The following is a 12,743-nucleotide window of genomic DNA, read 5'->3' as shown; positions in this document are numbered from 1 at the left end:
CCGGAACCACCCGGACTGCACGGCACCCTGCGGGTCGACGTTCACCGCTCGTACACCACGCGGCCGCGATGCACGCTGCGCACCAGCACCGGATCCTCGGTGCCGTCACTCAGATCCGGCAGCGGCGCGACCCGCGACCGCGGATCCGTCGACCAGCGCTGCACCCCGTCCTTGGGGGCACTGATCACCAGATCCCCCGCCTCCCACAACGCATAGGATGCCGGAGCTCCCGGATCCAAGGTGCCCGCCAGACCGTCCCGGACCCCACCGGCCCGCCACGCCCCGCGCGTCGCCGCGGCGAACGCGGCGCGCGGCGAAATACCGCTGCCGTCGGTGCGGTGCAGCACCGCCGCCCGCAGCATCGCCCACGGGCGCGGCGCGGTCACCGGCGCATCGGACCCGAACGCCAGCGAGGTGCCGGTCGCGGCGATCGCCGCGAAATCGTTGAGCGCCGCGGCGCGTTCGGTGCCGAGCCGCTGCGCGTACATCCCGGACGGGCCACCCCACGCCGCATCGAACCCCGGCTGCATACTCGCGAGGATCCCGTACCGCGAGAGCACCTGCGCCTGCGCGGCGGTGACCGACTCGGCGTGCTCGAGACGATGCCCGCACGACGCCACGGCGGGCCCACCGAGATCCGCGGCGACCCGCTCGATCGCCGTGACCACCGCGGCGGTCGCCGCGTCCCCGATCACATGGAATCCGGCCTGGATGCCGGCGACGGTGCAGGCCCGCAGATGCGCGGCGATCGCATCGACGTCGAGATAGGTGCGGCCGCAGCATCCGGGCGCATCGAGATACGGCTCCGACAGCCACGCGGTGCGCGACCCGAACGCGCCGTCGACGAACAGGTCGCCGCCGAGCGCGTGCGCCCCGGTGTCCGCGAGCAGCGCGTGCGCCTGCTCCGCGGTGGTGACGGCCTGCCCCCAGTAGCCGCGCACCTGCACCGGATGATCGAGGGCGAGCAGTTCGGTGAAGTCGTCGACACCGAAGATGTCGGGGCCACCGCACTCGTGCACCGCGACGATCCCGTGCGCGGCCGCATCGTCGAGCGCCGCGGTGCGCGCGGCGGTGCGTTGCTGCGGGGTCAGCGCCGCATGTGCGGCGGTGCGCACTGCATGATGCGCGGCGGCCGTCAGTGGCCGTTCCGGGTGGTAACCGTCGAGCCCCGCAACGCCCGCGGCTGCCCGCAAGATGCTCGACGCCGCCGCCGAATGCGCGTCGACCCGCGCCAGATACACCGCACGGCCGGGGGCCGCGGCATCGAGATCCGCGGTGGTGGGGGCAGCATCGGGCCACGCGGTCTCGTCCCAGCCCTGCCCCCAGATGACGGCGTCGTCGTGGGCCGCCGCGAACTCCGCGACCCGGCGCAACAACTCGGCGCAGCTCCCGGTGCCGGACAGGTCCACCGCGAGTGGGTTCCGCTCGGTGACCGTCAGACCATAGGCGGTGACGTGCATGTGGGTATCGACGAACCCCGGAGCGACGAACAGTCCATCGAGATCGACGACCTCCGCGTCCGGGTGCAACGCCTTCCCCGGGCGGTCCTGACCGACCCAGACGACACGTCCGTCCGTGACCGCCATCGCGGTCGCGTCCGGGGCTGAGGAACTGTAGATGCGGCCGCCGACGAGAAGCCGGGTATGCGGTGCTGAACTCACGAGAGTCCAGTCTGCCCCCTCGTCACGGGTGTCGGCGGGGCGGGGTGTCGACGATCTCGCCCTCGAGCACCCCGTCGCTGCGGATCACCGGGTCGCCCGGGTCGGGCGTGGTCAGGCGCGGATCGGCACCGACCACGGTGTGCTCGACGACCTGCCCGTCCACCACCACGGTGCGGGCGCCCCGCACCGTGGCGCCGTGCCGGGCGACCTGCCGCGCCGCGACCATGCGCACCAGCGGCCGCAACACCGCGCGGGTGGGCAGCAACAACACCATCCCGAGAACACTGGTGATCAGCCCGGGCACCAGCACCAGGGCGGCGCCGACACCGATGAGCGCACCGTCGGTGAGCATCCGTTCCGGCGTCACATCCAGGTTCGGTGCCGTGCCGCCGCGCAGCGAGGTCACGTCGCGCAGCGCGCGGCGCCCGCGGGAGGCGAGGACCGCGTAGCCGAGCACACTCACACCCAGGAACAGCAGCACGGTGACGAGCGCGCCGAGTGTGGAGCCGAGCCAGGCGAGCACGGCGATCTCCGCGACCACGTAGACGAGGAACAACAACAGGTACATGGCGGTCCTTCCAGGTGCCGGCCGCGCCGTCTGCTCCGTTGGGGAGCGGCCGTTACCCGATCAACGAACGGGAGCGCGGATTTTCTCCCGGCCCGCCGGAGCTCGTGCGCGCCGCATCCGCCCACCGCGCCCCGCCGTGATCGAATGGCGTGATGAGCGCCGCGGACTGGGCCGTACTGCTGGTGGCGGCCACGGCCGCCGGGTGGGTCGACGCCGTGGTCGGCGGCGGCGGGCTGATCCTGCTACCTGCATTGTTCCTCGTGGCACCGCACCTCACCCCGCAGGCGGCGTTGGCGACGAACAAACTCTCCGCGATCTTCGGCACCGGCGCGGCGGTGATCACCTTCGCGCGGCGCATCCCGTTGCAGTGGAAGATCCTGGCTCCTGCCGCGCTCGTCGCGGCGGTGTGCGCGGCCGCAGGCGCGGCGGCGGTGTCGCTGATCGACCCGGACGCGTTCATTCCCCTGGTGATGGTGGTGCTGGTGTCGGTGGCGGTGTTCGTCACCGCGCGCCCCACCCTCGGGACTGCCCCGGCCCACAAACCGAGCGTGCAGCGCGTGGTGCTGGTGATCGTGGGGGCGGCCGCGGTCATCGGGTTCTACGACGGCATCCTCGGTCCCGGCACCGGCACCTTCTTCATCATCGTGTTCGCGGCGATGCTCGGTAGCGAATTCGTCACCTCGGCGGCGATGGCGAAGGTCCTCAACTTCGGGTCGAACCTGGGGGCGCTGGTGTTGTTCGCACTCGGCGGGCACGTGTGGTGGACGCTCGGGTTGGCGATGGCGGTGTGCAATGTCGCCGGGTCGGTGCTCGGGTCACGCACCGCGTTGCGACGCGGCGCCGGGTTCGTGCGGGTGGTGCTGCTGGTGGTGGTCACCGCGATGGTGATCCGGCTCGGAATTCAGCAGTTCGGGTGAGTGGGCCGATACGCTGCTGCAGGTGAACGTCGTCGATCCCGATTTCCTGGCGCTGCCGTTGCCACGCATCGCCGATGCAGCGCTGTCGGTGGCCCGCGCGGCGGGTGCGCAGCACGCCGATGTGCGGGTGCATCGGGTGCGCACCCAGTCGTTGATGCTGCGCGACGGTGCGGTCCAGTCCGCGGTGGACGCATCGGATCTCGGGGTGTCGGTGCGGGTGCTGATCGACGGGACCTGGGGTTTTGCGTCGAATCCTGAACCGGATCCCGACGGTGCCGCGCATGCGGCGACTCGTGCGGTGGCGGTAGCGCGGACGTTGCGCCCGATCAACCGCGACCCCGTCGAGTGGGCACCCGAACCGGTGTACCGGGATGCGACGTGGTGCTCGGACTACCGGAGCGATCCGTTCGCCGTGCCCACCGACGAGAAGGTCGCGGTGTTGACGGACTATTCGCGCCGGCTGCAGCGCGCGGACGGTGTGCATCACGTGGCGGCAGGCTGCGAGCTGGTCAAGGAGCAGAGTTTCTACGCGGATCTGGCGGGGTCGTCGATCACGCAGCAGCGGGTGCGGGTGCATCCGCATCTGGAGGCGACCACGGTGGACCGGGACGCGGGGACGTTCGAGTCGATGCGCACCTTGGCCGCACCGACCGGGCGGGGCTGGGAGTACGTGGCCTCGGATGCGGTGTGGGACTGGTCGGGTGAGCTCGCTGTCCTGCCCGAGTTGCTGATCGAGAAGGCGCACGCGCCGACGGTGACGGCGGGCCCGACGGATCTGGTGATCGACCCGACGAATCTGTGGTTGACCATCCACGAGTCGGTCGGGCACGCCACCGAATACGATCGGGCGATCGGCTACGAGGCTGCCTATGCGGGCACCTCGTTCGCGACCCCGGACCGGCTCGGATCGCTGCGCTACGGCAGCACCGCGATGCAGGTGACCGCCGATCGCACCGACCCGCACGGGCTGGCCACCGTCGGATTCGACGACGACGCGGTGGCCGCCCAATCGTGGGATCTGGTGCGCGACGGCGTGCTGGTGGGCTATCAGCTGGACCGGGCGTTCGCCGCCAAGGCCGGTGTGGGGCGCTCGAACGGCTGCGCCTACGCCGATTCGGCGCATCATGTGCCGTTGCAGCGGATGGCGAACGTGTCGCTGCAACCGGATCCGCAGGTCGATCGATCCACGGCCGATCTGATCGGCGGGGTCGAGGACGGACTGTATGTGGTCGGTGATCGCAGCTGGTCGATCGACATGCAGCGCTACAACTTCCAGTTCACCGGGCAACGTTTCTACCGGATCCGCGGCGGGCGTCTGGCCGGTCAGGTGCGGGATGTGGCGTATCAGGCGACGACCACCGACTTCTGGGGTGCGCTCGAGTCCGTCGGCGGGCGCTCGACATACCAGCTCGGGGGCGCGATGAACTGCGGTAAAGCGCAACCCGGACAGATCGCGGCGGTGAGTCATGGTTGCCCGTCGGTGCTGCTGCGGCAGATCAACGTGCTCAACACCCGGCAGGAGGGCGGTCGATGATCGACGCACCCCGGCTCGTCGATGCCGCGTTGGCTGCGTCCCGCGCCGACGAGACGATCGTGCTGGTCACCGACAGCGACGACGCGAACGTGCGGTGGGCGGGCAGTTCGATGACCACCAACGGGGTGACGCGCTCGCGCAGGTGGACGGTGATTGCGATCCGCCGCGACCCGCAGCCGCGCTGCGGCATCGTGACCGCCCCGAGTGTGTCCGCCGACGAGATCCCGGCGGTGGTGGCGGCGGCGGTCGCGGCCGCGGACACTGCCGCCGAGGCCACCGACGCGATGCCGCTGCTGCCCGGCGATGGGGCACCCGAGAATTGGGCGGACGCGGTGACCGGCCCCGGCATCGAGGTGTTCGGTGACGTGATCGAGGCGTTGGCGGGCGGTTTCGGCGACATCGGCCGAGATCCGCTGTACGGGTTCGCGCATCATCAGGTGCACACCACCTGGCTGGGTACCTCGACCGGGCTGCGACGCCGCTGGACGCAGCGGGACGGGTCGCTCGAGATCACCGCGAAACGCGGCGGGCTGTCCGGTGCTGGCGCCTGGGTGGGGGCCGGCACTGCCGACTTCACCGACATCGACACCACTGCGCTGCTCACCGAGCTGGACCGGCGGCTCGGGTGGGCCGGCAACACGGTGGCGTTGCCGCCGGGCCGGTACGAGACGCTGCTGCCACCATCCGCGGTGGCCGATCTGATGATCTACCTGATGTGGTCGATGGGCGGGCGCGCCGCCGAGGAGGGGCACACCGCCTGGTCGCGGCCCGGCGGTACCCGTGTCGGCGAGACCGTGGCGGCGTTGCCGTTGACGTTGACCTCGGATCCGGCCGCGCCGGGTCTGGCCTGCCCACCGTTCCTCACCGCAGCCGCCTCGACCGACACGGTGTCGGTGTTCGACAACGGTCTCGATGTCGAACGTGTCGATTGGATCCGCGACGGCACCGTGCAGGCATTGACCTATCCGCGCGCGGCGGCGGCCGAGTTCTCCGCGCCGGTGACCCTGCCCGGGGAGAACCTGCTGCTCACCGGCGGCTCGAACGCCACCCTCGACGAGATGATCGCCGGCACCGAACGGGGCCTGTTGCTCACCACCCTGTGGTATCTGCGGGATGTGGATCCCTCGGGCCTGCTGTTGACCGGCCTGACCCGCGACGGGGTGTATCTGATCGAGGACGGGCAGGTGCGCGGCGCGGTGAACAACTTCCGGTTCAACGAATCCCCGCTCGATCTGTTGCGCCGCACCGTCGAGGTCGGGGCTACCGAGCGGACGCTGCCGCGGGAATGGAACGACTGGTTCACCCGCACCGCGATGCCACCGATGCGTATCCCCGATTTCCACATGTCGTCGGTCAGTGCCGCCCAGTGAGAGCAGTCCCGGCCAGCAAGTACAGTACCGGCCGGGTGATCAGGGTAGGTCGCGCCGATGCCGAGCGGGACTTCCGACGTACAACGCATTCGGGGCACAGTCAGCGGTGACCAGAGAATTCGCGCCGACCACCGCGCCCGCCCCGATCGTCACGCCCGGGAGGATCGCGGCCCCGGACCCGATCCAGGCACCGTTCCCGATGTGCACCGGTTCACCGGTGAGCGGCCCGGCGCGCTGGTCGCGTCCTCCCGTGCGGTGACTGCTGGTGAGCACCCGCACATGATCGGCGAGGAACACCCGGTCGCCGATGGTGATGTCGGCGACCGTGTCGAAGAAACACCCGTAGTTGACGAACACCCCGGAGCCGAGTCTCAACCGGCTCAGCCCCTGCACCACCACACCGCGGTGGATCAGACTCGGCGCCGACACCTGCACTCCGGCGCCGCGCAGCAACCGATGCCGCAGGGCGCCGGGTATCACCGGAAGCCCTGCGGCAGCGACGAACACGGATTGGGACAGATAGGTATGACGCACCCCGGTACTGCCTCCCACAGTTGCCTTGTCCCGCCGACGATCCCTAGAGCAGGTCGGCGAGTTCCTTCGCGATCTCCTCGGGGGTGACGGTCGGTTCGAAGCGGCGCACCACCGCGCCGTCGGGGTCGACGAGGAATTTGGTGAAGTTCCACTTCACCTCGTCGGTGCCGATCGCCTCGGGACGCGACTTGCTCACGTGCTCGAACAGGAACCCGTTGTCGGGACCGAAGTCGCCGGGGGCCTGCTCACGCAGGTACGTGTACAGCGGCACCGCGTCGGCGCCGTTGACGTCGATCTTGCCGTAGACGGGGAACGTCACGTCGTAGTTCACCGAGCAGAACTCCTGGATCTCGCTGTCGGTGCCCGGTTCCTGCCCGCCGAACTGGTTGCACGGGAACCCGACGATCTGCAGCCCGGCGTCCTTCTTCTCACGGTGCAGCGCCTCGAGGCCCTCGTACTGCGGGGTCAGACCGCACTTGCTCGCGACGTTGACGATCAGCAGGTGCTTACCGCCGTGCACCCCGAGGGATTCGGTGCCGCCGTCGGCGGTGGTGACGGTGAAATCGTGGACGCTCACAGCTCTCCTAGGGTGTTCTGGTTCGTGTATGTCGAGGTTCGAATATTCGGGTCAGTCGAGGGTGCAGGCCAACCCGATCGTGCCGGACCGGCCGCGCCGCAGCAGACTGCCCTTGACGGTCAGCCACCCGAACAGTCGGTACTTTCCGATGATCGCGGACCGGGTGCGTTCGGTGCCCGCCTCGTCGAGGATCTCTGCAGTGCCGGGTACCGCGGCGCTGCGCGGGCGACCCCGCGCATCACACACCGCGAGCGTGATCCGCGGATCGCGGCGCACTCGCCCCACCTTGTGGGAACCGGTCGCCGTCCACACCAGCAACCGGTCACCGTCGGCCACCGCCCACACGGCGGTGGCGACTGCGGTGCCGTCCTTCCGGAACGTGCTCAGCAGCACGTACTGGGCGGCGGCGAGGTCGGCGAACGACGGTGTGGTGACTCCCGCATCAGGCATGCGCCCACCTTACGGAACAACCACCGGTGTGCGCGCGGCGGCGGTTCACCCTCCGGTCGGCGCGCCACGTGGCACGTCGCGGAACGCGAGGTTCGGGTCGTGGCTGCGCTCTCGCGGCATCCCCAGCACCCGCTCGCTGATGGTGTTGCGGGCCATTTCGGTGGTGCCACCGGCGATCGTGTACGACTGCTGCATCAGGAAATCGGTGCCGCATTCGGCGACGGCGCCGTCCTCGGCGTCCCACGCCGCGCCGTCGGCGCCGGTCATCTCGTAGATGATCGTGGTGAGTCGGGTGGCGACCTCCCCGGACATCAACCGCAGGATGCTCGCTGCCTGGTCGGTCATCGCGCCGGTCGTCATGGCCTGCCCGACCCGCTGCTGCAGCGCGTTCTTGACCAGTTCGAGGGTGTCGGCCTCGCCGATCAGATCTCGGGCGAGTGGGTCGTCGAGGCGTCCCGCGTCGCGAGCCACCTCGAGGAGTTCCTCGGTGCGGGAGCCTCCGCGGCTGCTGCCGGCCGGCAACGTCGCGTACGGAGACCGCAACAGCAGCCGTTCGTGGAACATCCAGCGGGTGCCGACAGTCCAACCGGCGTCGATCTCCCCGATCCGGTCACTGTCCGGGATCCGCACGTCGGTCATGTATTCCTGGCAGAACTCCTTCGAGCCGCTGAGCATCTCGATGCGGTGCACCTCGATGCCCTCGGCCTCGAGCGGCACCATGAACACCGTCAACCCGCGATGCTTGGGCACATCCCAGTTGGTGCGGGCCAGGCACAACGCCCAGTCGGACCACCAGGCGCCGGTGGTCCAGATCTTCGAGCCGTTGAGGATCCAGTCGTCGCCGTCGCGCACCGCGGTGGTCACCGCACCCGCGACATCGGATCCGCCGCTGGGCTCGGAGAGCATCTGCATCCACAGTTCCTCGCCGCGCAGGATCGCCGGGATGTGCCGCTTCTTCTGTTCCTCGGTGCCGAAATCGAGCAGCACCGCCGCACAGGGCACGAACGTGGGTGCCTGCAGTCGCGCCGGATACTCGAAACCGGCGAGTTCGTCGTTGAGGACCCGCTGGTGTGCCGGGGTCAGTCCCTGCCCGCCGTACTCGCGGGGAATGCTGACCCCGGCAAGCCCGGCGTCGAACATCGCCCGCTGCAGTGCGCGGTCGTGCGCGACGGCGGCGAGTTCGTCCGCGTCGGAGGTTTCCTTCCGCAACACACCGATGTGGGCGGCGGGATCGGCGGGCGCGAGGTTCGCGCGGATCCAGGTGCGGGCGCGGGTGCGGAACTCGTCGAGGGTTTCGATCTCGACCTCGGTCTGGGTCACTGTGCGCTCTCCTTCGACGTGGCGGCAGCTGAGATGACGGCGGCGGCGAGTGCCCGACGGTGTTCGGCGGGGGTGCCGTAGTTGGACCGGTTCGCGGCGACGCGCCGGGTGTACAGGTGCAGGTCGTGTTCGAAGGTCAGGCCGATGCCGCCGTGGAACTGCACGCATTCCTGCATCAGGTCGGCGGCATGATCGCCGATGTACGCCTTGGCCGCGCTCGACAGGAGCGCCGCGTCGGGGGTGCCCGCGGCGACAGCGGCAGCGGCGGTGTCGCTGATCGCGTGACACGCCTCGAGCCACATCTTCATATCGGCGAAGCGGTGCTTGATCGCCTGGTACGAGGCCAGGGCCCGACCGAACGAGTACCGATCGAACGCCCACGCCACCGTGGTGTCGAACGCGGTCTGCAGCGCCCCGACGGTTTCGGCGGAGCCGAGCACGATCGCCAGATGCCGGGCGTACTCGTCGTCGGCGCCGCCGCCCGCGGTGCCGAGCAGCGCGCTCGCGGGTAGCCGCACTCGGTCGAACTCGACCTTTGCGTAGCGGCGGGTCAGATCCACCGAGCGCATCGCGGTGACGGTCACGCCGGGCGTGTCGCGGGGAACGAGGACGTGGCTGACTCCGTCGCCGGTGCGACCGGTCACCAGCAGCACCTCGGCAGTGCCGGCGGCTTCGACGGGGCGTTTGGTGCCGTGCACGATCACGTCGTCGCCGTCGACGGTGATCGTCAGGGGTGAGGTGGCGGCACGGGCCTCCGGACGTGGTTCGGCGGAGCACCACGCGGCGGTGACCGAGCCGTCGAGCAACCCGGCGAGGACCTGGGGGTGGTTGCCGTGTCGGCCCAGCAGGGCCGCGACCACGTTGGTCGGGACGAGCGGTCCGGGTGCGGCGTGCCGGCCGAACTCGTACGCGATCAAGGTCAGGTCGATCAGCCCCGAGTCGCTGATGGAGCCGCCGCCGTGCGCTTCGTCGACGAGCAGGCTGGTCCAGCCCAGCTCGGCGCCGGCACGCCAGAAACCCGGGTCGAATCCGGCGGCGTCGTCGCGCAGGCCTCGCAGGACCGCGACCGGGGTGCGTTCCTGCAGGAACCGGGCGGTGGTATCGCGGAAGAAGTCCTGGTCGGGCGTGGGTTCGAGCAGCATGCAGTGCCTCTCGTCTCGGTGGCACCCACAAGTGGAGTACCTCAATCTCAATAATGAGAATATAGTTATCCCATCCTGTAAAGGAAAGTCTCTTCGAGGGGTTTCGGCAGACCGCCCCCGCGCCCGGATACTGGAGGACGTGACCGCGACGAACCCGAGCGACGCCCCCGCACCCGCACCAGACGACACCGCAGCAGTGGACGTGCATCTGCCTGCCGGAACCCTGACCGCCGCGCAACTGCAGATCCTCGCCGACCTCGCCCACACCCACGCCGGCGGCGTCCTGCACCTGACCCCGCACGCCCACCTGCGCCTGCACGGCGACCCCGCACCCCTGACCCCCGCCGTCACCGGCGCCGGATTCACCGTGGGCCACCCCACGCAGCCGAACCTGCTCGCATCCCCCCTCAGTGGACGCATCGGCGGACTCCGCGATATCCGGCCCCTCACCGACACCGCACTCCCCCGCCTGTCCACCATGCGCCCCGGCGTGACACTCGGACTCGACGACGGCACCGGCGACATCGTCGCGCTGACCCCCGATCGCGCACTGCTCGCCCTACCCGGCGACGAATGGGCCTTGATCCTCGTCGGCGAGGACACCGGGATCCGCCGATCCGACCCTGCCGGTGCCGTCGACCTCCTGTTCGACGACACCGCACGCACCGACACCACTGCCACCCCTATTGCCCTCCCCACGCCCCCGACCCCACCGATCGGATGGCTCGACCAACCGGACGGCACCGTCACCCTGGCCGGAGGCCTCCCCGGCGGTGTGCTCCCGGCCCGCCTCGCCGAATTCCTCGCCGCCGTCGAACACCCGCTCGTCGTCACCCCCTGGCGCTCGGTGCTGCTGTGCGACCTCCCCGAACACATCGCCGAACAGGTCGTGCGCGTCCTCGCCCCCATGGGATTGATCTTCGACGCACAGTCACCGCATTTGCGGTAACCCACCGAACCGCCCCCGCCTCACACCGGACCGGCCTACCGTGGGACAGGTGAGTTCCGAACCGGCCGACTCCACCTCCCCCACAGACCCCGACACCTTCGACGTGATCGTGCTCGGCGCGGGCCCTGCCGGCGAGAACGCCGCGCAGTACGCCATCACCGGATCCGATCGCACCGCCGCCCTCGTCGAACACGAACTGGTCGGCGGTGAATGCTCCTATTGGGCATGCATGCCCAGTAAGGCCCTGCTGCGCCCCACCCAGGTCCTCGCCACCGCCGCGCACATGCCCGGCGTGCAGCAGCACGTCACCGCCGACCACGTCGACACCCCCTCCGTCCTGACCCGTCGTGACCGGTTCACCTCCGGCCACGACGACTCCTCCCAAGTGTTGTGGGCCGACGCCGCCGGCATCGACGTCATCCGCGGCCATGCGCACCTCACCGGACCCCGCACCATCACCGTCGACGGCGATCATCCCCGCGCCCTGCACGCCCGCCACGCCGTCGTCCTCGCCACCGGCACCGTCGCCACCGTCCCCGACCTGCCCGGGCTGCGCGCGGCGCTGCCCTGGACCTCCCGCGACGCAACGAACCTGCAGCAGATCCCGCGCCGGGTCCTCGTGATCGGCGGCGGCGTCGTCGCCTGCGAAACCGCCACGTGGCTACGGCAACTCGGCGCCGACGAGGTCACCGTCGTGGTCCGCGGACCGCGCCTGCTCGCGCGGGTCGAACCGTTCGCCTCCGATGCCGTCGCCGACCGGATGCAGACCCGCGACGTCCGGCTGCGGTTCGGAACCGAAGTCACCTCGGTGACGCGCCCCGACGTCCGCGACACCGGCGTCGGCATGATCCACGGCGGCCCCGTCACCGCGGAGCTGACGGACGGCACCACCATCGAGGTCGACGAACTCGTCGTCGCGACCGGCCGCCGCGCCGCCGTCGACCACCTCGGCCTCGACACCGTCGGCCTCGACGCCGGCAACGTGACCGTCGACGACCACCTGACCGTCACCGGTGTCGACGGCACCTGGCTGTATGCGGTCGGCGACGTCAACGGCCGCGCCGCCCTGACCCACATGGGCAAATACCAGGCCCGGGTGTGCGGCGACGTCATCGCCGCCCGCGCCGAGAACCGGCCACTGGACGACCCGCGGTACCGGGCGAGCGCCGACCACGGGCAGATCCCCCAGGTGATCTTCACCGTCCCCGAGATCTCCTCCGTCGGGCACACCGCCGACTCGGCCCGCGACGCCGGACTCGACGTCGAGGTGCTCGAGGCCGACATCGACGTCGCCGGCGCTGCCCTGCACCGCGACGACTTCACCGGGCACGCGGCGCTGGTCGTCGACCGCGCCACCGACATCCTCGTCGGCGCCACCTTCGTCGGATCCGAGGTCGCCGAACTCGTCCACGCCGCTACCATCGCGATCGTCGGGAAGGTGCCCCTCGATCTCCTGTGGCATGCCGTCCCGGCCTACCCTACGATCAGCGAAGTGTGGCTGCGTCTCCTCGAAACTCGCCGCCACTGAGGTGCTTTCGCACAGCGCAGGTCGATCGACCGTTTGGCGATCACAGATCGAGACCACTTTCGCTGTTGGAATCCTCCGCCACGCCGGCATTCGTAGTTGTACCAACGACCGTCGAAATCGAAGGAGTCGTCGATCTTCTGGATCTTACCGTTGGAGGGACCGATCCGGAGCGACTCGGCGGCGCCTACGCGCG

12 protein-coding genes are annotated in these 12,743 nt (G+C 70.1%); 5 read left to right on the top strand and 7 right to left on the bottom strand.

Annotated elements, in window-relative coordinates:
• Positions 1–41 precede the first annotated feature (41 nt).
• Together ACZ46K_RS18300 and ACZ46K_RS18295 are read right to left on the bottom strand one after the other, a co-directional pair.
• Entirely contained in the window at positions 42–1,661 is a 1,620-nt protein-coding gene (locus tag ACZ46K_RS18300; protein WP_464744006.1) for an amidohydrolase, read from the bottom strand.
• 22 nt (positions 1,662–1,683) lie between these two features.
• The gene (locus ACZ46K_RS18295) at positions 1,684–2,229 is read right to left on the bottom strand and encodes an FxsA family protein (RefSeq protein ID WP_464744005.1); all 546 of its coding nucleotides are present in this window, start codon (positions 2,227–2,229) and stop codon (positions 1,684–1,686) included.
• A gap of 152 nt (positions 2,230–2,381) precedes the next feature.
• On the opposite strand from ACZ46K_RS18295, the gene ACZ46K_RS18290 reads away from it, so the two are divergent.
• The 3 genes from ACZ46K_RS18290 to ACZ46K_RS18280 are packed head-to-tail and all read left to right on the top strand — an operon-like array spanning position 2,382 to position 6,050.
• The gene (locus ACZ46K_RS18290; RefSeq protein ID WP_464744004.1) at positions 2,382–3,146 is read left to right on the top strand and encodes a TSUP family transporter; all 765 of its coding nucleotides are present in this window, start codon (positions 2,382–2,384) and stop codon (positions 3,144–3,146) included.
• 22 nt (positions 3,147–3,168) lie between these two features.
• Positions 3,169–4,680: a TldD/PmbA family protein gene (locus ACZ46K_RS18285; RefSeq protein WP_464744003.1), complete on the top strand. Its 1,512-nt coding sequence runs from the start codon at positions 3,169–3,171 to the stop codon at positions 4,678–4,680.
• A complete protein-coding gene (locus ACZ46K_RS18280; RefSeq protein WP_464744002.1) occupies positions 4,677–6,050 on the top strand; it encodes a metallopeptidase TldD-related protein in 1,374 nt (457 codons plus the stop codon). The genes ACZ46K_RS18285 and ACZ46K_RS18280 overlap by 4 nt, the downstream gene beginning before the upstream one ends.
• Before the next feature lie 39 nt (positions 6,051–6,089).
• Here the strand turns inward: ACZ46K_RS18280 and ACZ46K_RS18275 are convergent, their stop codons facing one another.
• The 5 genes from ACZ46K_RS18275 to ACZ46K_RS18255 are packed head-to-tail and all read right to left on the bottom strand — an operon-like array spanning position 6,090 to position 10,073.
• Positions 6,090–6,602, bottom strand: coding sequence for an acyltransferase (locus ACZ46K_RS18275; protein ID WP_464744001.1), 513 nt, complete (start codon positions 6,600–6,602; stop codon positions 6,090–6,092).
• Between the two features lie 25 nt (positions 6,603–6,627).
• Complete coding sequence (locus ACZ46K_RS18270; protein ID WP_054807620.1) at positions 6,628–7,161, bottom strand: glutathione peroxidase; 534 nt, start codon at positions 7,159–7,161, stop codon at positions 6,628–6,630.
• Positions 7,162–7,212: 51 nt separating this feature from the next.
• Complete coding sequence (locus tag ACZ46K_RS18265) at positions 7,213–7,611, bottom strand: PPOX class F420-dependent oxidoreductase (protein ID WP_464744000.1); 399 nt, start codon at positions 7,609–7,611, stop codon at positions 7,213–7,215.
• Between the two features lie 45 nt (positions 7,612–7,656).
• Positions 7,657–8,931 carry an acyl-CoA dehydrogenase family protein gene (locus ACZ46K_RS18260; RefSeq protein ID WP_464743999.1) on the bottom strand — a complete coding sequence of 425 codons (1,275 nt, stop codon included), beginning with the start codon at positions 8,929–8,931 and terminating at the stop codon, positions 7,657–7,659.
• Positions 8,928–10,073 (bottom strand): acyl-CoA dehydrogenase family protein, encoded by a 1,146-nt coding sequence (locus tag ACZ46K_RS18255; RefSeq protein WP_464743998.1) that lies wholly within the window; start codon positions 10,071–10,073, stop codon positions 8,928–8,930. The genes ACZ46K_RS18260 and ACZ46K_RS18255 overlap by 4 nt, the downstream gene beginning before the upstream one ends.
• Positions 10,074–10,212: 139 nt before the next feature.
• On the opposite strand from ACZ46K_RS18255, the gene ACZ46K_RS18250 reads away from it, so the two are divergent.
• Complete coding sequence (locus tag ACZ46K_RS18250; protein ID WP_464743997.1) at positions 10,213–11,022, top strand: precorrin-3B synthase; 810 nt, start codon at positions 10,213–10,215, stop codon at positions 11,020–11,022.
• A 49-nt stretch (positions 11,023–11,071) separates the two neighbouring features.
• Positions 11,072–12,550 (top strand): dihydrolipoyl dehydrogenase family protein, encoded by a 1,479-nt coding sequence (locus tag ACZ46K_RS18245; RefSeq protein ID WP_464743996.1) that lies wholly within the window; start codon positions 11,072–11,074, stop codon positions 12,548–12,550.
• The last annotated feature ends 193 nt before the right edge of the window (positions 12,551–12,743 follow it).

Source organism: Rhodococcus sp. JCM 9793, from assembly GCF_055380405.1.
This window is presented reverse-complemented; position numbering and strand designations above follow the sequence as displayed.

Coding starts and splice junctions, on each gene's coding strand:
- ACZ46K_RS18295 (WP_464744005.1), bottom strand. CDS start 2,229: ATGTACCTGTTGTTGTTCCTCGTCTACGTGGTCGCGGAGATCGCCGTG.
- ACZ46K_RS18290 (WP_464744004.1), top strand. CDS start 2,382: ATGAGCGCCGCGGACTGGGCCGTACTGCTGGTGGCGGCCACGGCCGCC.
- ACZ46K_RS18280 (WP_464744002.1), top strand. CDS start 4,677: ATGATCGACGCACCCCGGCTCGTCGATGCCGCGTTGGCTGCGTCCCGC.
- ACZ46K_RS18265 (WP_464744000.1), bottom strand. CDS start 7,611: ATGCCTGATGCGGGAGTCACCACACCGTCGTTCGCCGACCTCGCCGCC.
- ACZ46K_RS18255 (WP_464743998.1), bottom strand. CDS start 10,073: ATGCTGCTCGAACCCACGCCCGACCAGGACTTCTTCCGCGATACCACC.